Origin of the sequence: Rhizobium sophorae, from assembly GCF_013087515.1 — a bacterium.
Lineage (GTDB): Bacteria > Pseudomonadota > Alphaproteobacteria > Rhizobiales > Rhizobiaceae > Rhizobium > Rhizobium sophorae.
Map to the genome: position 1 here is coordinate 77,203 of NZ_JABFCN010000021.1, position 26,173 is coordinate 103,375.

The following is a 26,173-nucleotide window of genomic DNA, read 5'->3' on the forward strand; positions in this document are numbered from 1 at the left end:
TTTCCAAAGGCTCGCGGGAGGACGAAATGGAGCATCGAGTTGTCATCGTGGGAGGCGGTTTCGCCGGCCTCCAATTGGCCAAGGATCTCAAATGTCCAAACCTTTCGATCACGATCGTCGACAGACGCAATCATCACCTGTTCCAGCCGCTGCTCTATCAGGTCGCAACGACCGTCCTGGCAACCTCCGAGATTGCCTGGCCCATTCGCGCGGTCTTCCGTGGAAGGAAAGATGTCACAACGCTTCTTGGCGAGGTCGTGGGCGTCGATGTCGAGAAGCGGCTTGTCTCGCTCAAGGGCGGTCATGCCATTCCCTACGATACCCTTGTTCTCGCAACAGGGGCCCGTCACGCGTATTTCGGCCGGGATGAATGGGAGCCTTTCGCGCCCGGACTGAAGGCGTTGGAAGACGCCACCACCATCCGCCGTCGTCTTCTCCTGGCGTTCGAAAAGGCGGAGCTGGAAACCGATCCCCAAGCGCGGGCCGCAATGCTGACCTTCTCGATAATCGGCGCCGGACCGACAGGCGTCGAGATGGCCGGGATCATCGCCGAACTGGCTCAAAGGACGCTTGTCGAGGAATTCAGAAACATCGATACGACTTTGGCGCGTATTCTTCTTGTAGAGGCAGGACCGCGTGTTCTGCCTGTTTTCCACGAGGCGTTATCGCAATACGCCGAGCGATCCCTTGCGTCGATGGGCGTCGAGGTTCGCACGGGACGGCCGGTAACCGACTGCACCGAGGAAGGTATATCGATCGGGGACGAGTTCGTCCCGAGCCGTACGGTCATATGGGCGGCGGGCGTGCAGGCATCCAAGGCCGCCGTATGGGTCGGGGCGGAGACAGATCGAGCAGGGCGGGCTATCGTGCAGCCCGACCTCACGATCTCAGAACACCCGGAGATCTTCGTTGTCGGCGATACCGCGAGCGTTAAGACCGGCGAGGGAATGCCGGTTCCTGGTATCGCTCCTGCCGCAAAGCAGCAGGGAAAATACGTCGCCCAGGTGATCAAGGCCCGCCTTAAGCAGCGCTCAGCGCCGCTTCCCTTCAAGTACAGGCATCTTGGTAATCTTGCCACCATAGGGCCAAGCTCCGCGGTGATCGATTTCGGCAGGCTTCGGCTCAAGGGCTCCATCGCCTGGTGGATCTGGGGCTTTGCCCACATCTACTTTTTGATCGGAACACGGAGCCGCATGGCGGTCGCGCTGAGCTGGCTTTGGGCATTTACCTCCGGACACCACTCTGCCCGCCTTATTACCCAGAAGGAGACGCTGAAGGACGAGGTCTAGCAGGGATTTATCAGTGACGTGGCGGAAGCACGCCACGCTTTCGTGGGCATTGCGCGGAACGACCTTGTCACCTGCAGCTATTGAAGGAACGAAACATGAGCGAGTTTTTGAAAGACAGCATTATCATTCCACCGACCTCGACCGTGGAACGCGAGAATGGCGAGTGCCTATCTGAAGGCCAGTCTGCAATAGACGTTGACGCGCTCGACGATGCTGCGCGTGCAAGCGTTGAGGGCCAAACGAATGCCATACGCGTCAGAGAGCCGCGTGTGAAAGCGTAGGACTTTCCGGAAAGATGCCGTTCCCCAGAGACATCCATGGGCTGTTCCATGGAAGGTCCAACTGTGGCACGGCGAGACCAAACCGGCGCGCGCCAAAGACCTCGTGAAACCGGATCGATGGATTGTCCGTCGATCATCTTCCATGTCCTCTTGGCTTGGGGTCGGAGAGGCGGGAGACAACGTAATTTGGAGATAAGTGTGTGGTGGTCTCCCTGTTGAGATACGAACGAGTTGCTAGATCTCACGGTTTCACACATGGACCGTTTTCCGCGTGAAACCAGGATCTAAGACTCACAACGCTTGCCGGACACCGCCGACGGAAGGGTTTATCGAAGGAGGACAAACCGATGCCGGCTCTCATGCAGGCAAAGTATGCGTGTTGGTGGGCGCGTCAAACCCGGTCGGTTTCTGTCTTGCGCAGTCTTTCCTCGAAACTGGCTACCGTGTCGCCGTAGGTGACCTCGACCCTTCAGACTTCAGTTCTTTAACCGCAGTCTCGGGGACGAATTTGTTTCCGGTTAAGGTCAATTTGAATAGGGACGTGTATGTCAATTCAATGGTCGATCAGGTCTACCTACGCTGGAGCCGGGTCGATATTCTGGTGAACATAGCCTTCCGTCGCCGTGAATGCGCCGAACCGCTTTCCGCTACGGATCTTGGGCTTGATGCCGTCTCCAACCTGATAAGGGTGACAAGTGCTTTCGGCTCCCGCCTCCAGGGAGAGGAACTCGCTGTTGTGAATATCGCCTGGTTCGACGAGAAGTCGCTGCTAGAGGCCGACCGCGAAGCTGTGCTCCAAGCGGCCTTACGAACTACGACGAGTGCGATGGCGAAGAAGTATTTCGACTCGGGGCTTCGTATAAACGCTGTTCATACCAGAAATGCGCGTTCTACATCTTACGTTCAAAGTGAGACGCTTAGGACACTTGTTCAAGCTGTCCAATTCCTCGCAAATCCAGAACTGTCTGGAAAGCTCACGGGGAACGTCCTGCACATCGACCTGAAACCTGACGATAGTCCTTTCCGACGATAATTCGAGAAGACATTAACCTGTCGTTAAGGTTGATAGTTTGAGCGTCAATTCGACGTGGAAATCCTAACAAGATGTAAAGCACTTTGCATTTCCGCAGTCGAACTTTCTTCCTCTTCGTTTAGGTCGAATAACTAAAACTCCAGAAATGGGTGGCAGTGCCCGCTTTAGTCATCTGGAGGTTTTATGTTCGTCGATCGCTTGCTATCCGCTTTCAGCATCAGAGCGAAAGTCTTATTAGTACTGGTGCCGCTGGTCATGATCCTGGCGGCCGTCGGTGTCGTGAGCCTACAGGCGACCGGATTGCTGCAATCTCGCCTTCGGCTATCGAGCGAAGTTCTCGAGACTTTGAGCGGATTTCGGGACGTCTCTGAGAGCATGAACCGGTTTTTGGCGCAGAGTTCTACGGAGAACCGTGATGAGGCCCTGGCAAGTCTAAGGGGGCAGGGCGCCACGATGCTGTCGCTTCAGGAAGTCGCCACTGACGTTGGTAGTGACACTCGTGCTCTTGAAAGCAGTGAGTCCGCAATGTCCGCGATTTCTGACAGCATGGACCGCATGTGGTCCCTGCACAACGATGAGCTGTCCATTCGTCGTGACGTTGCCGCAAGCTTGACCGAGATCAAGCAGGTCGCGGCCGACCTGAAGCTGGCCGCGGTTAAAGTCCGTGCGCAGGTCCGCAACCAGGAAAACTCTGGCAAAACGATGCTCAGAGAGGCTACCCGCTCAATCGACACGGCGGCAATTATGCAGCGGTTGTCGGAAAATTTGGTGAATCTGCCGGCCAGCGCGATGCAAACCCCCGAGGCACAGCAACAGGCGCTCATGATCAAAAAGGCGATGAAAACCGTCAAGCGCGTCGTTGCAACGGGCGATGGTGGACAAGCAGTCGCAAACTTGGAACAGGCAATCTCCAGCGTCGTCGCCAATTCCGGGCTGGATAGCGCTTTCCTTCACAGCCTAGGGATCGACCTTAGTGCGTTTGCCCCGCGACTGCGAGATGACGCCATACAGCATATGATCGAGGGAACCCAAGCAGTTCGAGCCTTGGATAAGCCATTGGCGGAATCGGAGACGCTCATTGCGGCAGTGGCATCGGTAGGCCAGGATGCCGATTCGATAGAAATTGAGATAAACAACCTGTTGCGGGCGGCCAGCACTGAAAACCAGGAGCGACTCATTGAGCAGCTTACGAAACTGACTCGTGACACCGTAGCGGTTGGAGGCGTAGCCGGTTCATTGCCAGACTTCCCCAAAATGGAGGAGGTCCTCTACTTACAGGGGGATGCCATCGAACAGAATACCGAGAAGTTGGTCAAGATCGCGGAAGGGCGGCAGGCGCAATACGCAGAGGCGGATAAAACCGTCCAGTCGATATGGAAAAATCTCGTGTCGTTCGCGTCGACTCAGGAACATGACGCTCACCGGGAAAGTGATTTCGCCCGACTATTGTCCGCAGCTGCTACCGTCTCCGGTGTTTTGGTCGCCCTCTTGGCCGGAGCCGGCCTGATGGTGACATTGCGCGCTCCAATCGAACGGATCGCAAGGCGCATGCAGGGGCTAGCGACCGGTGATCTTCAATCAGACATCGTTGGCTGCCAGCGGAAAGACGAAATTGGCGATATGGCTCGCGCGCTTGAAGTTTTTCGCGGAAATGCGGTCTCGAAGCTCGAGGTTGAAGCCCGCGCGCAAGACGACCGTAAAACGGCTGATCAGGAGCGAACGGATCGTGAGTTTGAACGTGCTCAGCTTGAGAAAGAAGTGTCCAGCGCTGTACAAACACTCGGGGAGGCACTCTCTAGATTGGCGCGAGGAGACATCTCGCAGACCATCGACCGCCACTTCCATCCCAATCTCGAGCAACTGCGGCGTGACTTCAACCACTCACTGTGCGTCCTCAGGGAAACCGTGTCCCATATCGACGAAAACACCCAACAAATCAAATGGGGAACCGACGAACTTTTCAAAGCCTCTGATGATTTGTCACGACGGACTGAACGACAAGCTGCTTCTCTCGAAGAAACCGCAGCAGCCGTTGAGCAGGTGACTGCGACGGTGAGGAACTCTTCGGAGAATGCCTGCGAGACACAAGCGTTTGTTTCTGCAGTCAAGGAACATGCAGAGGGCGCGGCCATCATTGTAACTGATGCTATAAGCGCCATGGCACGAATTCAGGATGCATCTTACAAGATCGGTCAGATCATAGGATTGATCGATACCATTGCATTCCAGACGAACTTGCTTGCGCTGAATGCCGGCGTTGAAGCAGCTCGTGCCGGCGATGCTGGAAAAGGCTTCGCGGTAGTCGCACAAGAAGTGCGCGAGCTCGCCCAAAGATCGTCAGCCGCAGCGCTCGAGATCCGGCAGTTGATTTCAGAATCTTCGTCAGAGGTGGCCGTCGGTTCGGATTACGTCGGCAAGACCGGGGAGGCTCTGCACAGTATAGCGGCATCCATCGTGCAGATTTCTGATCGCATTGACCAGATTGTGAGTTCCAGCCGCGAACAAGCGACTTCGCTGGCCGAGATCAATAACAACGTCAATGTTCTTGATCAGGGGACGCAACAGAATGCAGCCATGGCTGAGCAGACAAACGCTGCAACGAAGACGCTTTCTGATCAGACTGTCGAACTCAGCGAACGGCTTGCTGGGTTCAAGTTGACAGATGACAGGCCAGCTCATCGGGTAAGTCTCGCTGCATAAGGCAGGCGTAGTGAGATTCGAAGCATGCCGATGGCGGGCCATGCCGCCATTCGATCGAATGAAAGTCACATACCCCAGCGCACGATTTCGCTTCGATGCGCCGGTCTCTCTCCTGGTAGCTCTTTGTCGCTCTCCGTCGCGCAGGATTCAGCACGGCCCGGGCCAACCTTAAGACAACGAAACTATCATCCAGTGCTCAGACTTTGAAAGGTGCCTATCCGTGTGCGTACGTGAGTTGATAATTGGATTTTTTCTCGCTGCAACCCTGGCCATCCCGCTGACGGCGAAGGCTGGCGGGCTCAGTGAACTGCCGCGGGAAGAGCGGAAGACCTACGAGTTATTGGACCCGCGGTTGCCCACGGGAGAGTCTGTGTTTCGGAATTTCAGAGCAAAGCGAGCGCCACCGTGGAAAATTGGTTACGCCTCGAGCTACGCTGATAACACATGGCGTGCGAACGTCCTTGATGAATTTACAAACAAGCTTCTGCCGACTTTCAAGAAGGCTGGGCTGGTATCCGAGCTCGTCGTTACGCAGTCCAATCTCGATGATAGCGCCCAGATCAGCCAAATGCGGCAGATGGTAGATGATGGTGTCGACGCCATAATCATATGCTGCTCCAACCTTACAGCGCTCAACCCGACAATAGAGTACGCCCATTCGAAGGGCGTGCCTGTTATCTCATACTCCGGTTATGTGACGTCGCCGTTCGCAATCAATGCGACAGAGAATAACATGCAGGGCGGTTTTGAGGCGTCAAAGTGGTTGGCGGAAGAGATCGAAGGTAGCGGCAATGTGCTGCTTGTGTCCGGAATCACTGGCTTCGCCTCCTCAGACAGCTTTCAGGCCGGCGCCACAAAAGCCTTGGAGTACTATCCCGAGATCAACGTCGTGGGACAAGTTGACGGGAAATGGACAGACAGCGTCGCACAATCCGAAGTTCAGAAGTTCCTTGCCGCCAACCCTGGCCGAATTGATGGTATTATTGTTCAGTCGGGAGCCGAGTCTGGTGTGATCGACGCCGTCCGCCAGTCCGGGCGCGAGATTGTGCCGGTCGTGCTTGGCGGAGAGGCTTCGGCATCATGCTACTGGCGTAAGAATCCTGAATTTGTAAGCAGGAGCTTCCACTTCTGGCCGCCGCGCTCCGAGGCTCGTTTCGTATGGGACGTGATGATGCGCACTCTGGAGGGTCAAGGTCCGAAGATACAGTCTATTCTGCGACCGGCGATTCCTTACACGATTGATGATGTAAAATCGGATCTGCCAGCTGATTGCGACCCTAATAGTGAAGACTGGCTCGAACCGAAGGATGCAGCTTGGTGGACTGCTGACGCTGCCGCTAAATTTTTCGACAATCCAGCAGATCCGCTTTCCTGGAGACCCACCAACTGATCTTGCGTGCTGTGTAGGCAGTGAAACGCTACCCCGGCCGGCCTCGGGCGGGGTTGATGACATGGGAGATGCCGCTGGTCGCGTCAGCAGGAATTCTAGAAACGATCCGGTTCCGAAGGAACGACGATGTGCCCGGCCTGGGCACTCTCGCCCCGGATGCTGGGGATATTCTACTGGCTATTACTGATCCTGTTCCATAATAACCCTTATCTGCTTTTTTCTAACCTGTTGAAACTAAGGGTGAAATAACCATTTATTTGCGCTCTGAACTGATGGTCCCGGCGCGCCCTTCACGCCGGAACATCAAATTCCGTGAGATTTATGCTTCGGCCTCGAGCGCATGCTTCACGCGCACAATCAACAGCGGCACGGCAACAATCAGGATTGGAATGGAACGAGGTCATCAGCCGGCTGATGTGCGGCCCGCATGGCCGTCTGGTACGTCGCTGGCTTTGTATGAGCACATCCAGAACAAATCCGTCCTGATCTACGGCTCGTCCGAGCCAATGCTTATTGCTACGGATCGAAACACCGGTCTGATCCAGATGCCACTTGTGGGCGAGCCGACCGGAACTGCGGCGGCGAATGTCGTTGGCGAAGGTACGACCAGAGTGCCCTGCCCACAGGCCAATCGTCTGGTGCGAGGCAATGATCCCACGAGCGGCCCTGCATGTCCTCGACCATCCGCAGGCTCAAAAACGAAACGGAACTAAAGCCACACCGCGTAGCCAATAATTTCAGCAAGAAGGGCTCGCGGCGACAAAGTGGGTCACGATCCATCATGCCATATCATCGCACGACAAATCCCAAGGTCCGTTGCCGTCACGATGCCCTCAGGGGCGTGCGTTCGCGACGAGAAGTTCGGACTTCGGAATGGGCTTACTATAGTAGAAGCCCTGTGCCACAGCGCAGCCGCTTTCAGTCAAGAATTTTTCTTGTTCAACCGTCTCCACGCCCTCAGCGACCACATTTTGCCCTAGGCAACGCGCAATCGAGAGAATTGCCTTCACCAGTTCCCGACTACGCTTGTCGGATCGATTGATGAATGACCGGTCGATCTTGAGGGTATCAATGGGAAAGTTGGCCAAATAGCTCAAAGATGAGTAGCCGGTGCCGAAATCATCGATCGCTATGGAAATTCCGCTCGCATGCAATTGAGAGAGTGTCGTCGAAACGCCCTCACAGTTGTGGAGCAGGAGGCTCTCAGTTATTTCGACCTCGATCCACTCCGCACGACAACCGGTTTCCTGTAATATGTCCGCGATCGTTTGCGACAAATGCGGGCATTGAAACTGCTTGGGAGACAAATTTATCGCGATCTTGTGCGGGGACAGTCCATCTGCGTTCATGGCGGCAGCCGTCAGACACGCCTCATGCAGCACCCAGCGTCCCAGATCGATGATCAATCCGGTCTCCTCGGCGACACCTATGAATTCGCCCGGAGGGATCATTCCCACCTTCGGATGATGCCATCGAAGCAGGGCTTCTGAACCGATCACCTTTCCGTTGTCCAAAAGGACCTTTGGCTGATAATGGAGTTCAAGTTGCCCACGTTTCATAGCAAGGCGTAGGTCTGATTCGAGCGCCAGGCGCTTTTCAGCCCCAATCGTGAGATCTCTTGAGTAAAAGCGGAAGTTGCTACGCCCAGAACGCTTTGCCAGATACATCGCAGAATCCGCATATTTCACCAAATCGTCGGGTGCGTCGCCGTCATTTGGAAATACCGATATCCCAATACTGCAGGATACAAAGAACTCCCTGTCGGAAAGCATGAAACGTTCTCCGAATGCGGCGAGCATTCTGCTGGCAATTTGAGCCAAATCCTCAGTGTCCTTAACATTCGGAAGCAAGACAGCAAACTCATCGCCACCGAGTCTCGCCACTGTGTCGGTAGTACGGACGCCTTCTCTCAAGCGGGTCGCCACCTGCCGCAGCAACTCGTCACCGACGGGATGTCCCATAGTGTCATTGACTGCTTTGAAATGGTCCATGTCGATTAGCATCACCCCGGCTCGCTGGCCCGCCGAAGCCGCGTCCCTGATCATCTCGCGTAACTGCTCATTGAAAAGTGTCCGGTTAGGGAGGCCGGTCAGAGAATCATAGAATGCCATCTGACGGATTTTCTTACGGGACGTGTCCAGTTCGGTGATATCGCGGGCCACGCCGAGAATCCCGGTCAGCTTTCCCCCCGCGAATACCGGAACCTTACGAGTTTCCAAAAGCACTGATCGATCATCCTCGTGATCGGTGATCCGTTCCTCATTGATGAGAATACGGCCGGCTTGCATGGCCTCTTTATCCTTGTCCCGAAAAAACTGGGCGAGTTCGGGAGTAAACAGATCATAATCCGTTCTCCCGACGATTTCCGCTTCTGCCTTGCCGACCAATCCTTCGAAGGCATGATTGCACAACAGATATTTGCCTGTTACGTCTTTCAGCCATACCATGTCCGGAATGGTCTGCAGTACACTCAAGAGGCGAGTCCGAGCTTCAATGATTGTTCCCTCGGCGTGCTTTCGCTCTGTAATATCGCGAGATAACACAAGAAAAGTGACGGTTGAGTGATTGCTGCTTGGTCGCTTTGCGACCGACAGTTCAAACCAACGGGATTCGCCATTTGGAAGGGCGATACGGATACATCGACCGTAGGAGGCGCCGGTTTCATCGGCTTCTTCAAGAGCCAGCATAGCGATGTCGGCCTGATCTGGAAGGAGCGAATCGCGGACAAGCTTGCCGAGCAGCACTTCTTTTGGTTGCGCCAGGAGCTCCTGATCCCTGGCCCAGACCTGCAGGTAGCGACCGTCGGCATCTACCTCGAACAGAACGTCAGGAATGGCGGCGATAATTCCCTCTGCGAATTCAAGAGCCTCTTTGAGATCATGCTCCGTACGTTTCCGCTCTGTGATGTCCAACATCGCGCCAACCAAGCCGACCCTATTGCCAGCTATATCAGTGATCGCTGTTTTGCTGAGTAAAAGATCAACTACGCCACCATCTTCGGCGGTGGCCTTTGCTTCATATTGCTGAACACCGCCATTTGCAAAAAGCGCCTCGTCCAACGCGGCATACGTCTCGGCTATGGGTGCGGGTACCAAATCGAAAACGGTTTTTCCGATAATCTCTGCTCTTGAGCGACCGGAGAAGCTTTCAAACGCCCTGTTGCAACCAAGGTGTACCCCATCTCTGTTCTTGAAGAAGACGGGTAGCGGGATCGCGTCGAGTACGACGGCACTGGACATCTCTTCGGCGTTGAATGGCATGTCGACGTTTGTCTCAGGTTGCCGGGGGGGCGCCCGAAAAGACTTCTCAAAGGGTTGCCCAAGCCTCGCGACATCCTCGTCGTGACCGGGCGATGGCCGGACAATGGAGGCCTCCGAAAATGGCGGTGCCGTGCCCGTAGCAAGCGGAGGACTGGCATTGACCGCATTGCGTAAGGCGTGACGCCCCTGGATGTTTTGAGCATCAGTCGCCATCTGCGTTTCTACAGGCTGTCCGAGGCGGGATGTTAGTTCCGATTGACGTATCTGTTTCATGTGCCAAGTCCTCTTGTAACGTGGCTGAACAATCATGCGTCAAGCCAGGGTTTTGTTAGGACCGCACAAGTCATTTGGCGGAGTACCATGCCGCTACCCCACCGGGATATCGCTCTCGTTCACAATCATCAAAGATGTGTATTTGACTGTGGTCGGCGACGCCGCCCATATGATTTAGAACGCTTGCCAATCATCATTCGAAGGCGCGAGCGCCAGGTTACCGCGGCGCATCGGATAGTTTCCGCGGTCAACCATTGTCTGACCGGCCGGGAAACTCTTGCCAGGTTCGCCCGAGACCTTCTGTGGCTTGAAATCCCCGCTCTCGTCTTTGAAGTGGAAATGTCTCAACAGCGCGGCTAGGCTTTGGCTCTCTTGGGCGAGGTGTGATCCTGCAGAATTCATCTCCGCGACCATGCTCGCATTTTCTTGAGTGGCATGGTCCATATGATTAACCGCGCCGTTGATCTCGCGCAGGCCCGACGATTGTTCTTGGGAGGCCGTTGCGATTGCGTCCATATGAAGATTTACATCCTGCACAAGCTCTTCAATCGTTCTCAGGCCCGATCCGGTTTCGCTCACGAGCCTTACGCCCTCGTCGACGGCCAGAGCTGAATTGCCGATGAGATCCTTGATTTCTTTTGCCGCTGTCGCTGAGCGCTGCGCAAGCTCCCTGACCTCCTGGGCAACAACCGCAAAGCCTTTTCCCGCGTCGCCAGCACGCGCTGCTTCGACGCCGGCGTTCAGCGCCAGGAGGTTCGTTTGAAAGGCGATCGTGTCGATGACGCTGATGATCTGCGAAATCTGTTTGGAGGAGTTTTCAATGCGATGCATGGCTCCGATAGCATTGCGTACAACCCGACCGGACATTTCCGCATGATCTCGCATCTGTTGGACGGCTCCGCGCGCCTCGGCCGTCCTCTTTGTCGTCGATGCAACGTTGACGGTTATTTCCTCCAACGCCGCTGCAGTTTCCTCGAGCGAAGCCGCCTGCTGCTCGGTGCGTCTTGAAAGATTTTCAGATGCGGCCGAGACGCCCGAGCTGCCATTCGTGACCGTTTCGACTGAATGGCCGACGGTAACAAGCGCGTCCCGGAGCTGACGAATGGAAGCGTTGAAATCGCCGCGCAACCTTTCAAACTGTGGCGCTAACGGCTCCTCAATCTCATAAATCAAGTCTCCATCCGCCATCCGCTTCAACCCGGTTGCCAATGCCGTCGTCGCTCGAACGAGGCGCTCATCTGCTTCTTTTTCAGCCCTTATCTGAATATCCAGCTTCTCTTTCTCAGAACGAATGCGCTCAGCTTCCGCGGATGTCTCCATTTGATTTTTTTGTATGGCCGCGCCGCGGAAAAACTCAAGGCAACGCGCCATGTCCCCGATCTCGTCGCGTCGGATCGTCAAGGGTACCGGCGCCGACGTATCGCCTTCTGCGAGTGCCTTCATTCGGCTTGTCAGAGTCCGAATGGAATTTGAAATTCTCCGAACGACCGAAATGCACAGAATGAGTACCGTAGACATGATCAGAAGCGTGGCGCCGGAGTAGCCGATAAAGGCATTGCGAAGATCGGCGTACCGCTGAAATGCCATCTCGTCCAACTTGTCGCCGGTGCGCATTATGAGCTCGGTCAACAAAGCAGCCCGCTGTTGGGTGATTTCATTCCATCGATCCAACGTCTCGGGGGGGAAGGAAACGCCCGGCTGGTTCGCATACATCTGATCGCGAACGCCCGCGATGAACTTGCCTGCGGCGCTGGCCTCGAAGTCGTCATAAGATTTGACGAGATCGGCAGGGAGAAATTCGTGCATCGTAGGCACATAAAGCTGCTTTAGATTTTTTGATTGTAAGAGGGACGAAAATAGATCGACGGAGATCGCTGAATTTTTGATGAAAGCTCGGCCGGGCCTGATCTCCAGCAAACTAGCTTCCGTGATCTGCATCAGCGCGTGAAAACCGGTAATTTGGCGTGCCAAATTCAAATTATTGACAGTCGCCCCAGTGCGACGGACGAGCTCCAAACCCGCAACGGCAGCTGGGCGCAAGGCAACGGCTCCCTCCGCCTCGCCCGCCGTTCCGTCATCGATGCGCCGGCGGAAGCTATCGATATTGTCTCGCCTTTCACGAATGATCTGCACTGCCCGTTCTATGGCCGGATCGTCAAATGCCTTTTTCCAAGAGTCGTAAGCGGAAAAGACCGCTGTAAAAGCCCTGTCCGATGCGGCTCGCTTCGCCCGACGGACGTCGGCGCCTGCAAACGCTTCCGCCGCTATAGCCTGGGCGAGGAATCCGCCTTCCCGCCCAAGTTGCTGCGTTGTTTGTGCGCTTCGGAACATAGAATATTCGTGGTAATATCCCAGTGATGTTGATACTCCGATGAGTACGAACGCCGTCAACGGAATAATTGCCAAAATCATTAAAAGTAGGGATAGCGGCAGTCTGGACATACGTTCCTCATGGACTATAAATTACACCGGATTCCATTAGCGACGCGGTCAAGAACATTGTGAAATCGACCGCTACATATGAGATGAGCTCGGCAGACTTACCATATGATTAACCCCTGTACTGATTTGAAACTGCGTTGCGCAGATCGGAACATCGTTGCGTTCAGGGGATCATCTGCAAGACAGATCTTGGGCCGAGCCAGTCGGTTTGCTGGAGAGTTCTGTTGCTATCAAGCCTCGAAGACGGTCGAGCGCGCTGACTGATCGTAGATCAGTCGGCGCAATCCGCCTCCGATATACGCAATGTTTCAGAGGGATATACTCCATAGCGCTTGCGATAGTCCGCAGAAAATCTGCCTCTATGAATGAAGCCCCATTTCAGAGCGACCTGCTTGACCGAGATGCCAGGCTCGCCTGTCATCAGTTCCTGATGCACTGATTCCAACCGTAGGTGCTGCAGAAATGCCAGAGGGGTCGTATTTCGGAAGTTGCGAAAACCGCTCTGAAGAGTGCGTCGGCTCACGCCACAAGCCGTTGCGATTTCCTCAAGAGATAGCGGCCGAGCAATATTGGCACGCATATAGTCGACCGCCCGCTTAACGGCCTTGGGTAAGGGTGGTTCAGCAACGCGGCATAACTCAGGTGAGTAGCGATGCTGCGCAGCTTCGATCAAAAGCTCTATCGTCGTTTCGGTGAGGAGATTAAGTGCTATCGGCGATTGAAGGAGGGTTCCGTCTCGTAATCCAGCATAAAGCACTGGTACCAGTTGCACCAAAAGGGAGCCGAACCCGACCGATAGGTCGATTTCTGGCGAAAAATCGAGGCTGCCTCTTATTGGCGTATTGAGCCGACGTGCTAAACGGCGCGTCAGCTCATCATGGGAGATCCTAAGACCCAAATGTTTCCTGGGCCCAATGAATTGGGTTGTACTCGCCGACATACTGTTCACGAAAACGCCACGCCTTCCCTCTGACAGGATTTGTCTGCCGTCCACGGTAACGACCGATCGCCCATATAGTGGAAGCATGATAATGTTTGCCTCCGCCGGTCCCTGGTGCTGGACCGTTAGGTCGCCCTCGTAATGCGCGGCAATAACTGCAATCGGGCCATTGGTAATCGCATGTATATCGTAGGCGATCGTCTTGTCGCCCTGTACATGCGCTGGAGATTGCGGGGAAAGCCTGGAAAGCGCTTCCGCGAGTTCCTCGCTGCAAGTGCCTTTGAGCGAGAAATGGTCAATCTTGGAGGGGACACTCTCAACTCTCCACATCATCACTTCCTTCCCGAAACGGTTTCCAAGCATGAGGTCGGCCTTTCGCCATCGACGGGCGAACAGGGCAATTGAGGGTTTGCAGCCGGTCCTTCGCCGTCACTTCGACGGGAATCTTAGACTTAAGGGCAAAGAGACGAGCCCATGACGCCGGTCGATTTTGTCAGTGATGCGCGAGCAATTTGGGCCCATAGGTTCATCGCTTCTACTCCCAGTTCGCGACGATGGCTCGTGGTGAGGTCATGGGGTGGGGTGTGGAACAGGGTGGAGCCGAAGCGCTACATCCGGCATGAACTCTCGTTTTACAGCGTGGTAGGATCGAAGCTTGTTGTTGGCGGAGGTATGACCAAATTACTCTGCCCACAGGCGGATCGTCTGGTGCGAGACAATGATCCCAGGACCGGCCAGCATGGCCTCGATCACCCGCAGGCGCAAAAGCAAAGCGGAAAGAAAGCCACACCGCGTGCGCAATAATTTCAGCAGGAAAGCGGCGGGGGCGATAAAGCGGGTCACGGTTTGTCATGCCCAATCATCGCACAGCGAACCCAAGGTCCGTTCCCCCCGTTGGCACCTGCGAAACGCACTTTTCTTGTGCTGTATCAGAGACTGCGAACGCAGTAGTTCCGCTCTCCCGCTGGGGGCATGTAGTACGTCTGCTTGCCAGATACGAAACATTCGACAGCGCCGCCGCCGCGCCCGCGTCCTCTAAACGAGGGCCGCGTTCATCGATCTCGCGGCAATAATCGATCAGGGCTTCGATGGTCACCATGAGAAGGTTGTGGCGCGCGGCGAATTCGCTGAGTTCGGGAAGACGCGCCATAGTGCCGTCGTCGTTGGCGATTTCGCAGATAACACCCGCTGGCTCGAGCCCGGCGAGCCGAGCGAAATCCACCGCGGCTTCCGTATGGCCGGGGCGTCCGAGAACACCCGACGGGTTTGCCCGCAGGGGGAATATGTGGCCTGGCCGGGACAGCTCCTCCGGCATCGTCGATGCGTTGGCAAGCGCCCTGATGGTCTTGGCGCGGTCTTCTGCGGAAATACCGGTCGATACGCCTTCTATCAGGTCCACTGAGACCGTGAACGCCGTCTGCATGGAATCCGAGTTGCGCTCCACCATGAGCGGGATATCCAGTTCGTCCAACCGCTCCCCGGTCAAGGGAACGCAGATCAGGCCGCGCGCATAACGCATCATGAAGGCAACATGATCGTTCGTCACCTTCTCCGCGGCAACGAGGATGTCGCCCTCGTTTTCCCGGTCTTCGTCGTCCACGACGATGATCATCTCTCCGGCGGCGATTGCTTTAACCGCGCTCTCGATGGAAGCAAACTTCATGTTCTTCTCCTTGAACTAACCATGGCCCAGAGTGCGTGCGAGTTGGCGGTCGACCCGCTCCCGAAGTTCCGCAGATGGTGCCGAATCCGGGAAGTCGCCGTCCATCGCATAGATGAAGTCACCGCGAACCTCGGCTTTGAAGAAGCCCATCAATGAGCGCAGGTGAGCCTCGACATGCTCGCCATGGGCCTCGGCCTTGCCCGTTGCGAATATCAAAACGGGTCTACCCTGCAGGGCTGTCATTTCGAAGAGGTCGAAAAGATGCTTGAGAAGACCGGTCATCGAGGACTTGAAGACCGGTGTCCCCACAACGAGGACGTCTGAAGATTGGATTGCGTCAAGAACGTTCGCAAGTCCAGCAGGAGCCTCCGAACGCCACAGCGTGGTTCCTAACACCGGGAGAACATCGACCAGGTCAAAGAGATACCGGCCGTGGCCGGGCGAGACGCTCGAGAGTGCGTATTCCCCGAGCGCCCGCGTCTTGGAGGGGCGCGAGACATTGCCGGTTATCGCGACAATCTTCATTTTGCCGGCCCTCCGATCAGATCTGGTTGCGGATATGCGGGGTACGCGCGTAGACGGCCACCATCGGCACGATCAGCAAACCCACGATCGCCTGTTGCGCGGCAAAGCTGAGGCCGAGCCCGACCAGCAGGGACGTCAATATCGTCAATACGAGTACCCCGAGAACGGTTGCCCCGTATCCGCCTGCGCCACCGAGCAACGAGGTGCCGCCGATCACAACGGCCGCAACGGTGGTGAAGAGATATGGGTCTCCGACGCCAACGAAGCCGCCGCCGGAAAACCCGAGCAGCAATACGCCCGTCAGTGCCGACATCGCCCCACTGATACCGTGAATGCTGGTCCAGACCTTGGTTTCGGAAATGCCAAGCCGTGCCGCTGCAGTCCTGCTGCCGCCGACGGCGTAGATGGAGCGGCCGAACCATGTGTTATACAGAGCCCAGATGGTGACGAGCGTGACGAGGAGCCACACCAGTACCACTGGCGGCAGGGGCAGCCCGAAGGTCTTCCCGTTGAACGCGGCGATATTGCGGAGCCAGTCCGGTACGGGGGCGAAAACCGTTCCGCCGTAGTCGGAACCGATGGAGGTGTAGAGTTGTACCGCGCCGACAAATGCGAAGCCGACCCCAAGGGACATGATGAGAGCCTGGCCCTGCAGCTTGAAGCTCAAAAAGCCGTTCGCAAGCCCGATTGCTGCTCCCAGGAGAACGACCGCTATCACGGCCAGCCAGGCAGGCATCCCGGTGACCAACAGGCTTGGGAAGAGAATATTCGCTCCCCCGATGACATATGGAATGGAGAGATCAAGCGCGCCAACCATGGCACATAGCGTCTGTCCCAACGATGCAAGCCCCAGGAAAGCGGCAAGCAGCAATATCGAACGCGCGTTACGGGGCGAGATAAACCCCGGAACAAGGATCGTACCCAACACGAGAAGTGCGGCAAGCAGACCAAAGCCAATTACGATGCTGCGCTGAAGCTTTACCGATCGTCCTGTGATTTGGCTCATCGTCTGTTCCGTTGTGAGTGAAGTCATTACCAGTCCTCTCTAGAAAGCCGTGCGCCGGGCCGTCATGAATACGTTGACGAGGAGCGATGCCACGAGGATCAGGCCGAAAGCCATTTGCGTCACGAACCCCGTCACGCTTCCGAAGCTGAAGGCGGAAAGCAGGTACGAGATGAGGAACATGTTCAGCGCACCAAGCGTGGCCCCCAAAGCTCCTCCTCTCCCGCCAGCCAGGTTTGCGCCACCGAGCACCAGGGCGGTAACCGCCTGGAGCGTGTAGCTGCTTCCCTGGGTAGGATCGCCAGAAGAGATCAATGCCGTATAGCTGAGCGCGGCAAGGCCGACGAAGACGCCGCCGAGGAGATGGGCGCAGATGCGTACGGTGTCGACTTTCACCCCGCTCGTGTAGGCCATCCGTTCGTCAGCGCCTGTCATGCGAAGGTGGGAGTAAAAGGTGGTCCGGCGCATAACGGCCCAAAGAGCCAACGCCGCCAAGACGATGATCAGCACCGGAGATAAGATCGTCGTTCCTGCTCCCCACGTCATCATCCAGTCCGGCGCAACGCCGCCCGGCCTTGACATGACCATGAGGTTCAAGCCTGAAAGGACGAGGAAGCTGGAGAGCGTGACGATGATGGGGGCGACCCGGACGTAGATGATGATGAGCGCCTGCAGCAACTGATACAGTGCGCCGACTGCCACCACCCAGCAAATCACTGCGAGCGGAGACGTGTAACCCCTTGCTGAGAGCCAGCCGATCAGGGTGACGTTCACGAAACCCATCAGCGGGCCAACGGAAAGGTCGACCGAACCGCGGCCTGCCATCACGATCGGTGTCAGGGCCAGCGTCGTGAGGATCAAAGGTGCTGCGACGATGATTGCTCCGCCCATTCCGGTTGCGGTGAACAGCCGCGGCGAGAGCACGGCTGCGGCGACGAGCAACACTCCGAAAAGAACGAGCGGTACGGTCAGCGACCTGTCGAGCGCAGGAAATCCAAAACGTTGCGACATCAGTGTGCCTTTCTCTCTTTGGAGAATTCCATGGTGTCGGCAACCGAGCGGCCGAACATTGCAGCGAGAATGGTTTCTTCGTTGATGTCGGGGCCGTCGAGGGAACGATGGATGCTCCCTTTGTGAAAGACATCAACGCGATCGGCGAAACCGAGAAACTCTTCGATCTCGCTTGAAAGGTAGATTACCGAGCCGCCACCTTCGGCAAACAGCCGAAGCTCGCGATACAGGTCGCGTTTGGTGTTGAGGTCCACGCCTCGAGCAGGGTCGTTAAGAACGATCACTCTGGGATCATTGGCGAAGGCACGACCGATCAGGACCTTCTGCTGGTTACCCCCGGAAAGGGACGTAATGCGGTTGTCCGGGTGCCCGATCTTGACGCGGAGCCGCTCGACCTCCCGGGCAAACGTCTGCTTCAGCCTTTTACGCCTGATGACACCGAACGGCCCCAGGTTCTTTTGGTAGATACCGATGGCGAGGTTCTCGAAAATGCTCTGCTGTGGGAAAATTCCTTCCCGCTTCCGGTCTCCGGATACGTACACAATGCCCTTATTCGCGGCGTCGTCGAGCGTGCTGACTTTGACGAGACCGGTGCTTTCCCGATCCAGGATCCGGACCTCCCCTCCGAACGGCGACATAATCCTGGCGACCAGTCGCACGAACGCGTCCTGGCCCTGGCCGTCCAGACCCGCAACGCCCACGATAGATCCCTGCGGAAGGACGAAGTCGAAGGGTTGCGATGCCTCTTGGGGGCGCGCGCCATGCACGGAAAGAACCTCCTTGCGATCACCCGACAGGCCCGCTGCAGACGTTGAAGCGGCGGCGGAAATCTGGCGGTCTTGAGGGGTCATCATGCGGAGGAGGTTCGCCTCGGTGATCTCGGATTTCTCAAGGACACCGACGGTGAAACCGTCTCTCAGTATTGTCGCCCGGTCGGCGATACGGACGAGCTCAGCGATGCGGTGCGTGACGATGATTACCGCGCACCCCTCGGACCGGAGCCGATCGATCTCTTCGTGGAGCCGGACGGTCGCGTCGAGATCGAGTGCAGCCGAGGACTCGTCCAGGATCAAGACCTTGGGTTTCCTCAGGACGGCGCGGGCGATAACGATCCATTGCTTGATGCTGAGCGGAAGATCACCGACGTTCTGCCTGAGATCGATATGCTTTCCGACCAGGCGGTCCAGAAGGCTTTGCGCAACGCTTCCACGTTCCTTGGAGGATTTCCGAAGCGAGAACAGGTCCTCGCTTCCCACGAAAAGGTTGTCGAGGACACTTGCCTCATCGGCGACAAGGACTTCCTGGAAGATCGTAGCGAGACCAACCTCTTTGGCATCGACTGGCGAGGTGATGGACTTGCCAAGGATTAGGACAGATCCTCCATCGGCAGCGATAACGCCGGACATGATCTTCGCCATGGTGCTCTTGCCGCTGCCATTCTCGCCAACGATCGCGTGCACCTCTCCTGCCCTGGCGACAAAATCGCATTTCTTCAAAGCCTTCGTTTCGCCAAACGATTTGGCAACGGCCGTCATGCTTACGGCGACGTCATTCGTCATGCCCATCCTCCCTTTAGGCAGCAGCAAATCGCGCCAGGGCATCCGATGCCCGGCCTCTTGCTGGATTGTGACTGCCGTCTTTGAATGCTCCGAGTACTCACCCGGCGAACTGCAGAATGACAGATTGTCTGCTAATCTGTCAATAGAGACGTCATGCCCTTGTCGGGATGTCGAGTTGGTTTCGATGAAATCACGATGATATGGTCGCTAGACGCCCCGATATTTGCGAAAGCGCGTTGGCACGCACCTGACGTCCGGTCAGTGGTTCTCAACCGGAACTCGTCCGCCAGATCGGAAGCGATCTGGCGGCCTCCGCTATCAAGCCAAGACCAAAGCGCTGTTGAAGGTGTCCGGTCATGGGAATTACCATCGCACCCACTCCGATGAAGGCGACCGTTTCAATTGGGGGATACGTCACAGCCCAACCTCCACGCTTCGAACGCGGCAAGTGCCACTCGATTTAGCCCCTTCACGGGCGTGCCCGGGCAAACCGCACTCATTGTCGATCAGCCCATAGGGGCGCGCAACCGTGAAAGGATCACGGGAATTCTTCGAAGTTTTCCTTCGCGGGGTCGTGGGCAAGCCACGGCGTGGCGTGGGACAGCCAGACGTTGGACATAGGAACTGAACCAGGATCAGTGTCAAAAGTGCCTGCCCGCAGCACCTTCATCTCCGGGTTGGCAGGCCGTTCGGCATAAACGTGCGAACCACACCGTGAGCAGAACCACCTCAGTTTTCCAGGCGTCGACTCAAAGCTGTGAAGGACGTCATCGCCGGAAATCAGATTAAAGTTCTCACTCTTCACCTTGGCGGCAGTGTTATGATCGGCCGCATGGGACTTTCTGCACGTCTGGCAGAAGCAGTTCCACATCGGGCCGTCCAGTTCCGACACTTCGTACTGGACCGCTTTACATTGGCAAGATCCGAGGATCGGCATCTTCAAAATCCTTTCATTGCTTTATCGAGTTGTGGCGGTCGCGCGCTCGCGGAAAGCCACCGCTTCAGGTTCCGTGCAGCCTGCCGGATTCTGTCTTCATTCTCCACGAGAGCCAGCCGTACGAATTCGTCACCCATCTCGCCGAAACCGATACCAGGCGAAATCGCGACCTGTGCCTTCTCGAGCACGAGTTTCGAAAACTCCAGCGAGCCAAGGTGTCGGAAATCCGGAGGTATCTTAGCCCATGCGAACATCGTCGCCGCAGGAGCTGGAACGTCGAAACCGGCATCGGCAAAGGTCTTCACCAGTGTATCTCTGCGCGTCTTGTAAATGTCTCGGGCCCGCGCGGCGTCCTCCCCGTCCGAGTTTAGGGCATGAGCGGCGGCGACTTGGATTGGCGTAAATGCTCCGTAGTCCAGGTACGATTTCACGCGCGTCAACGCCCGGATGAGGCGTTCGTTGCCCACCGCAAACCCAACGCGCCAACCGGGCATAGAGAATGTCTTCGACATCGAGGAGAACTCGACGGCCACGTCGATCGCGCCGGGGACTTCGAGAACAGACGGCGGCGGCGGACCGTCGAAATAGATTTCAGCGTAGGCGATATCCGACAGAACGATGAGATCGTGCTTCTTCGCGAAGGCGATGACGTCCTTATAGAAGTCGAGCGTCGCGACGCGAGCGGTGGGGTTCGACGGGTAGCTTATGATGAGCGCCAGAGGCTTCGGTACCGAATGCCGCACCGCCATTTCGAGAGCTTGGAAGAAGGTCTCATCCGGCTCGACCGGTACCGACCTTATCACGCCCCCTGCCATGACAAATCCGAACGTATGAATCGGATAGGAAGGGTTCGGACAGAGAATGACATCCCCGGGGGCGGTTATGGCCTGCGCCATGTTCGCAAACCCCTCCTTGGACCCGAGCGTTGCAACAACCTGGGTATCCGGATCAAGCTTCACATTAAACCGGCGGGCGTAATACGCAGCCTTGGCGCGGCGAAGCCCGATAATGCCCTTGGAAGCCGAATAGCGGTGCGTGCGCGGATGCTGCACCGCTTCGCATAGCTTGTCCACAACCCAGCTTGGCGTGGGAAGATCGGGATTGCCCATTCCAAGATCGATGATGTCGACTCCGGCCGCGCGCGCGCTGGACTTGAGACGGTTCACCTGGTCGAAGACGTAAGGAGGCAAACGCTGTATCTTGTGGAATTCCAACTTCTGGCTCCTTATCGTAGGTCCTCCGCGCCGACGGATGAAGCCGGCGCGGAGGTCGCTGGACAACTTGGGAGGTCGTCGATTACTTCTTCGGGCGCCAGGCCAGCGGATCTTCCGGGCGCTCGAAGTACTGTGCTGCTACGTCCGCGGGCCACCATGCGTCGCCCTTGGGCTCGATCCACGCCGTGGAGTTCGGATCGCAATCTTCCGGAATTGCTTCCTTCACATCGTCGATCGTGTAGGGAAGAGCCGGTCGCAGGATCGACTGGATCTTCGGCCCCTGGCCTTGGAGTGTCCTCATCATCACGTCCCACACCAGGCGAGCATCGGCCCGCGGCGGCCAGAAATGGAAGCTCTGGCTGATGAAGTCGGGATTGTTGCGCCAGTAGCACGCCGCCGACGCCTCGCCGCCGAGGACGATTGGCATCATGTCGCGCCCGGACTGCTGGACCGCGTTGACGACACCGTTTTCCGACGCCGACTGGACCAGGATACCTGCGATTTCGGTAGGGTTGGTCGCGAGGAATTTCTGGACTTCGACCTGGGCGACCTGATCGGTCCACTTGCCAGCGACATCGCCCACGACGGTGATGTCCTTATACTCGTCGAACGCCTTCTTGGCACCGACATTGAAGCTGTCGGACGATGCGAAGCCCGGGATGCCTGAAACCGTCAGGACGTTGCCCTTACCGCCGATTTCCTCCGCCAGCCATTTCGCGGCCGTGTAACCGCCCTGGGTGTTGTTTTCGGTCGCATTGATCGCGTAGGGCGATGTCACGTAACCCGAGAAGGAGAAAACCGGGACGCCCTTGGAATGCGCGTATTCGATGGTCTGGTTGATGGCCGTCACGTTCGAGCAGCAGATGATGATGGCATCGACGCCGTCGTCGACCATCTGGCGCATCTGCTGGATTTGCGTCGCGTCCTTCAGGTCGGACTGCGTGACGACAAGGTCAGATACCAGTCCAGCCTCCTTGTATTTGGGAAGCAGAACCTCGTTCATTTCAGTGAGGATCTGGGCACGCCACGTGTTGCCGGCATAAGTGGACGCGTAGCCGATTTTCCACGGCGGCGGCCGCTTCGCCACAAAATCCTTGAGCGGCGTACCGCCGAGGGGAATTGCCGGGTCCACGAGCTGGTAAAGCTGCTTCTGGTCCGGTGGTAGCGAGTCTAATCCGTCCGCGAATGCGGCGGTGGTCATCAGGCCTAGCCCGATGATCACGCTCAATGCGGTGTAAACCTTCTTCAGCATGTGTAGGGTCTCCTCCCCTTCGTACATCCGCTACAGCAGTCGACGCCGTTGGCGTCGAGCCACGGAATTGGTGAAACGTGTTTCGATTTCGGATCGGTGGCGGGCGGCTTAGCCGCCCGCGGAACGGTCAGTTCCTGAGGCCAGCCTGTTTCAGCAGGGGCATGACGCGGTCGTTGAAGAACGGCAGTTCTTCGTTGTAGTCGACCATTGTGAGAAGCGCGCCGTCGACGCCCGTATTGCTCAACGCGACGAGCTTGTCGGCGACCTGTTCCGGCGTTCCGACGATCGGGTAGCCGCCCCAGCCAGCGATAAAGCGCTCCTTGAACTTCTGGTACATCTCCGCCGAGTGGTTCTGTGACTGAACCTGGAGAACCTCGCAGATGTTTTCGCAGGCTTCCCAATCGCCCTTCTGGTTCACGTAGTAGTCATAGTAGTCCTGGGCTTCCTTTTCGGTCTCGCGAACGACGACCGGGCACGCGGTGAAGGTTCCGAGTTCGCGCTTGTATTCCTCGCGAGCCAGTTCCTTCACCTTCTTCACCCAGGCTGCGCCCGATTCCATGTCCTGCATGAAGCCGAAGTTGAAGTCGCAGAACTTCGCGGTGAAGTGCAGGCCCTTGCCCGAGGAGCCGGCGCAGATGAGGACCGGGCGGCCCGTCTCCTTGTTATAGGGCTTCGGCTCGCTGAACGCGTCTTTCACCTTGAGGAACTGGCCGTCATAGGTGACACCGTTCTTCTTCCACAAGGTGTCAACGATTTCCATCCATTCCGTGGCATATTCGTAGCGGGTGTCGTGTTCCATCATCGGAACGCCGAACATCTCCATTTCCGGGGTAAACCAACCCGTCACCAGGTTCAGGCCGTATCGGCCCTTCGAAATATTGTCGATCGTCGTCGCCATCTTCGTCGCGACGATCGGGTTCAGGGTCGGGATATGCGTCGTCGAGAAAAATTGCAGCTTCGTGGTCACGGCAGCCAGGGCCGCGGCCCAGGTGAACGTGTCCATGTTCACGCCGTTGAAGTTCGTCGGCCCGCCGAAACCGCGCCACCGGGCGATCGGCACCATGCATTCCCACCCAGCCGCTTCGAGCTTTTTGGCAATTTCGACATTATGTTCGAAAGTCGGTTCGAACGTTGATTCCGCGGTGGTGATGGCGCATGCGCTCGAACAATTTGTTCCAAATACGCCAAGCTTCAGCTTGTTGCTGTTAAACATCGGGTTTCCGGCGGCGCGGAAATCATCGCTGGTCGTCATATTGAAGTCTCCTCCACAGAGTTGGTCTGTTCCCGGCCCGAAGGTCGGGGCACCGATTAGATGCCCATGTCCTCGAAGACTTCCTGTGCGACGCGGAAGCTGTCGATCGCCGCGGGCACGCCGCAATAGATCGCGACCTGAAGGAAAACTTCACGAAGCTCGTCCTTGCTGAGGCCGTTATTGATCGCGCCGCGAACGTGCAGCTTCAACTCGTGGGGGCGGTTAAGGGCGGAAATCATGCCCAGATTGAGAAGGCTGCGTGAACGGCGGTCGAGGCCGGGCCTGTTCCAGATCTCGTTCCAGCAATACTCGGTGACAAGCTCCTGCATCGGCCAGTTGAACTCGGTCGCCTTGTTTACCGAAGCGTCGACATATGCACCGCCGAGAACCTCCCGACGGGTCTGCAGACCCTTTTCGAACCGTTCACTGACGGGACGCCCATTCACTTGCGATTTCACATCGGTGGCAATAGTCACGGATCAAACTCCTCATTATCGGCCGAAAGGCTGGTGGATGTGATAGGCCGAAAAAGCTCGGCCAAACGTTTCAGGCGGCAGCATCGATCAGCGCTGCCGATCTAACCAATTTCCCGTCCTCGTAGAGGAGCGGGGCAATATTCTCGATAAACCGGGCCTCGATAACTTCCCCTAGAACGACATCATGGGTGCCGACGGAGACTGCGGAGTTGAGGCTGCAGACGAATGCGGCCTGGGCGTCGCCGAGGATGGGAACGCCGCCAGCCGTGATCCACTCACCATGCGCGAACCTCTCCTCTCCCTTCAGTTTTCCACTAAACAGCGGAACCAAAGGCGCATGGCTAAGATGCAGCATGTTGACCGCGAATTTTCCCGTAAGCTTGAGTGGGCCGCTGATCGAAGCAGATTGGTTGATGCAAACCAGGAGGGTCGGCGGGTCAGCCGTCACCGACTGGACGGCGGTTGCAGCCATTCCGTAACGGGCACCTTCCCATTCCGTTGTGATCAGGCAAATTGTCGATGTGAACCGGCGCAAAGCGGTCTTGAACGCCGCTTGCGCTGCTATTTCAGCACCAGCCATGGTTACCTCCCCAAGTCATTTGATAGCCAAGATAAGCAGATTAGCAGACAATCTGTCAACACGTTTTATTCGTCATTGACAGATTGTCTGCGAAAATGTTTTCTCGATACAGCGAAAGAGGAGACGATTATGGATCTGGAATCGAAAGTATGTGTGGTGACGGGGGCTGGCAGCGGGATCGGGCGCGCTACAGCTGAACTGTTTGCGCGCCAGGGCGCTAAGGTTGGCGTCGTCGACGTCAACATCGATGCCGCACGAGACGTCGCGCGAGAAATGGGGACAGGTGCGATCGCGTTAAAGGCCGATGTGTCTTTGTCCGCCGAAGTAGAGGCGATGGTTAGGTCAGTTAAGGAAAAATGGGGGCGTATCGACGTTCTCGTCAACAACGCGGGGTTCGGAATGACCGGAAACGTCACGACCATCGCCGAATCCGACTGGGACCGGATCATGGCGGTGAACGTGAAGGGGATATTCCTATGCTCGAAATACGTGGTTCCCATCATGGCGGAACAGGGCAGCGGATCCATTATTAACACGACCTCATACACGGCCGTGTCAGCCATCGCTAACCGCACGGCCTACGTGGCGTCGAAAGGCGCGATCTCGGCACTCACGAGAGCCATGGCACTGGACCACGCAAAAGACGGGATCCGCGTCAACGCTGTCGCCCCCGGAACGATCGACTCTCCCTATTTCACCAAGATTTTCGCCGAAGCGGCAGACCCGCAAGCCCTGCGGGAAGACTTCAACGCCCGTGCAGCCCTGCACCGGATGGGCGACCCGGAAGAGATCGCCGAGGCGATGCTTTTTCTAGCTTCGGACCGCTCGCGGTTTGCGACCGGAAGCACTCTCACCGTCGACGGAGGATCGTCGATCGGGAACCACTTGGTGCGCTAAAGCACATGGGTGCTGATGGGTGCCTCCTTCTTGACCAAGGGGAGGCACCTTTACTGTGGCAACTACATGTCGGAAACACAGAGGCCGCGGCGGGAAGATAGAGATCACGCGCAAGGCTGCGTGATCAGGACCCTGCGATGAGGCGCCGCTACGGCATTTTTTAAACGCATCGCCGCGCCTGATCCTTCACTCAGAT

20 protein-coding genes and 2 pseudogenes are annotated in these 26,173 nt (G+C 56.8%); 6 read left to right on the forward strand and 16 right to left on the reverse strand.

The features are described from left to right. The first annotated feature begins 26 nt into the window (after nucleotides 1-26). The 5 genes from G9X64_RS12655 (at nucleotide 27) to G9X64_RS12675 (ending at nucleotide 6,693) form a co-directional block, all read left to right on the forward strand. Complete coding sequence (locus G9X64_RS12655; RefSeq protein WP_040140070.1) at nucleotides 27-1,289, forward strand: NAD(P)/FAD-dependent oxidoreductase; 1,263 nt, start codon at nucleotides 27-29, stop codon at nucleotides 1,287-1,289. A 95-nt stretch (nucleotides 1,290-1,384) separates the two neighbouring features. Further along, a complete protein-coding gene (locus G9X64_RS12660; RefSeq protein WP_013984708.1) occupies nucleotides 1,385-1,570 on the forward strand; it encodes a hypothetical protein in 186 nt (61 codons plus the stop codon). 376 nt (nucleotides 1,571-1,946) lie between these two features. Further along, nucleotides 1,947-2,603 (forward strand): SDR family oxidoreductase, encoded by a 657-nt coding sequence (locus G9X64_RS12665; protein ID WP_183621733.1) that lies wholly within the window; start codon nucleotides 1,947-1,949, stop codon nucleotides 2,601-2,603. Between the two features lie 183 nt (nucleotides 2,604-2,786). Beyond that, entirely contained in the window at nucleotides 2,787-5,303 is a 2,517-nt protein-coding gene (locus G9X64_RS12670) for a methyl-accepting chemotaxis protein (protein WP_096771276.1), read from the forward strand. Between the two features lie 220 nt (nucleotides 5,304-5,523). After that, a complete protein-coding gene (locus G9X64_RS12675) occupies nucleotides 5,524-6,693 on the forward strand; it encodes an ABC transporter substrate-binding protein (RefSeq protein ID WP_064843746.1) in 1,170 nt (389 codons plus the stop codon). 443 nt (nucleotides 6,694-7,136) lie between these two features. Here the strand turns inward: G9X64_RS12675 and G9X64_RS37355 are convergent. From G9X64_RS37355 to G9X64_RS12755, 16 genes and pseudogenes are all read right to left on the reverse strand, one after another. Further along, nucleotides 7,137-7,476, reverse strand: a pseudogene (locus G9X64_RS37355) (transposase family protein); the annotation flags it as partial. 50 nt (nucleotides 7,477-7,526) lie between these two features. Then, nucleotides 7,527-10,226: a sensor domain-containing protein gene (locus tag G9X64_RS12685; protein ID WP_064843748.1), complete on the reverse strand. Its 2,700-nt coding sequence runs from the start codon at nucleotides 10,224-10,226 to the stop codon at nucleotides 7,527-7,529. 174 nt (nucleotides 10,227-10,400) lie between these two features. Further along, nucleotides 10,401-12,668 carry a methyl-accepting chemotaxis protein gene (locus tag G9X64_RS12690; protein WP_064843750.1) on the reverse strand — a complete coding sequence of 756 codons (2,268 nt, stop codon included), beginning with the start codon at nucleotides 12,666-12,668 and terminating at the stop codon, nucleotides 10,401-10,403. A 271-nt stretch (nucleotides 12,669-12,939) separates the two neighbouring features. After that, entirely contained in the window at nucleotides 12,940-13,941 is a 1,002-nt protein-coding gene (locus G9X64_RS12695; protein WP_237359384.1) for an AraC family transcriptional regulator, read from the reverse strand. Between the two features lie 357 nt (nucleotides 13,942-14,298). Further along, nucleotides 14,299-14,461, reverse strand: a pseudogene (locus G9X64_RS37100) (IS6 family transposase); the annotation flags it as partial. 6 nt (nucleotides 14,462-14,467) lie between these two features. Next, a complete protein-coding gene (gene ribB, locus G9X64_RS12705; protein WP_081284273.1) occupies nucleotides 14,468-15,271 on the reverse strand; it encodes a 3,4-dihydroxy-2-butanone-4-phosphate synthase in 804 nt (267 codons plus the stop codon). 15 nt (nucleotides 15,272-15,286) lie between these two features. Beyond that, a complete protein-coding gene (locus tag G9X64_RS12710) occupies nucleotides 15,287-15,796 on the reverse strand; it encodes an NADPH-dependent FMN reductase (RefSeq protein ID WP_064843752.1) in 510 nt (169 codons plus the stop codon). Between the two features lie 16 nt (nucleotides 15,797-15,812). After that, nucleotides 15,813-16,829, reverse strand: a complete 1,017-nt coding sequence (locus tag G9X64_RS12715) for an ABC transporter permease (RefSeq protein WP_064843754.1) — start codon at nucleotides 16,827-16,829, stop codon at nucleotides 15,813-15,815. A 12-nt stretch (nucleotides 16,830-16,841) separates the two neighbouring features. Beyond that, complete coding sequence (locus tag G9X64_RS12720; protein WP_064843756.1) at nucleotides 16,842-17,810, reverse strand: ABC transporter permease; 969 nt, start codon at nucleotides 17,808-17,810, stop codon at nucleotides 16,842-16,844. Next, complete coding sequence (locus G9X64_RS12725) at nucleotides 17,810-19,369, reverse strand: sugar ABC transporter ATP-binding protein (protein ID WP_064843758.1); 1,560 nt, start codon at nucleotides 19,367-19,369, stop codon at nucleotides 17,810-17,812. The genes G9X64_RS12720 and G9X64_RS12725 overlap by 1 nt, the downstream gene beginning before the upstream one ends. A gap of 538 nt (nucleotides 19,370-19,907) precedes the next feature. Further along, complete coding sequence (locus tag G9X64_RS12730; RefSeq protein ID WP_064843760.1) at nucleotides 19,908-20,306, reverse strand: GFA family protein; 399 nt, start codon at nucleotides 20,304-20,306, stop codon at nucleotides 19,908-19,910. Nucleotides 20,307-20,308: 2 nt separating this feature from the next. Then, the gene (locus G9X64_RS12735) at nucleotides 20,309-21,520 is read right to left on the reverse strand and encodes an LL-diaminopimelate aminotransferase (protein ID WP_064843762.1); all 1,212 of its coding nucleotides are present in this window, start codon (nucleotides 21,518-21,520) and stop codon (nucleotides 20,309-20,311) included. Between the two features lie 82 nt (nucleotides 21,521-21,602). Then, nucleotides 21,603-22,772, reverse strand: a complete 1,170-nt coding sequence (locus G9X64_RS12740; RefSeq protein WP_064843764.1) for an ABC transporter substrate-binding protein — start codon at nucleotides 22,770-22,772, stop codon at nucleotides 21,603-21,605. Nucleotides 22,773-22,899: 127 nt separating this feature from the next. Continuing rightward, a complete protein-coding gene (locus G9X64_RS12745) occupies nucleotides 22,900-24,024 on the reverse strand; it encodes an LLM class flavin-dependent oxidoreductase (protein ID WP_064843766.1) in 1,125 nt (374 codons plus the stop codon). Between the two features lie 56 nt (nucleotides 24,025-24,080). Continuing rightward, nucleotides 24,081-24,500 (reverse strand): carboxymuconolactone decarboxylase family protein, encoded by a 420-nt coding sequence (locus G9X64_RS12750; RefSeq protein ID WP_007636445.1) that lies wholly within the window; start codon nucleotides 24,498-24,500, stop codon nucleotides 24,081-24,083. 70 nt (nucleotides 24,501-24,570) lie between these two features. Continuing rightward, a complete protein-coding gene (locus G9X64_RS12755; protein ID WP_064843768.1) occupies nucleotides 24,571-25,080 on the reverse strand; it encodes a flavin reductase family protein in 510 nt (169 codons plus the stop codon). A 129-nt stretch (nucleotides 25,081-25,209) separates the two neighbouring features. On the opposite strand from G9X64_RS12755, the gene G9X64_RS12760 reads away from it, so the two are divergent. Beyond that, the gene (locus tag G9X64_RS12760; protein ID WP_040114027.1) at nucleotides 25,210-25,977 is read left to right on the forward strand and encodes an SDR family oxidoreductase; all 768 of its coding nucleotides are present in this window, start codon (nucleotides 25,210-25,212) and stop codon (nucleotides 25,975-25,977) included. The last annotated feature ends 196 nt before the right edge of the window (nucleotides 25,978-26,173 follow it).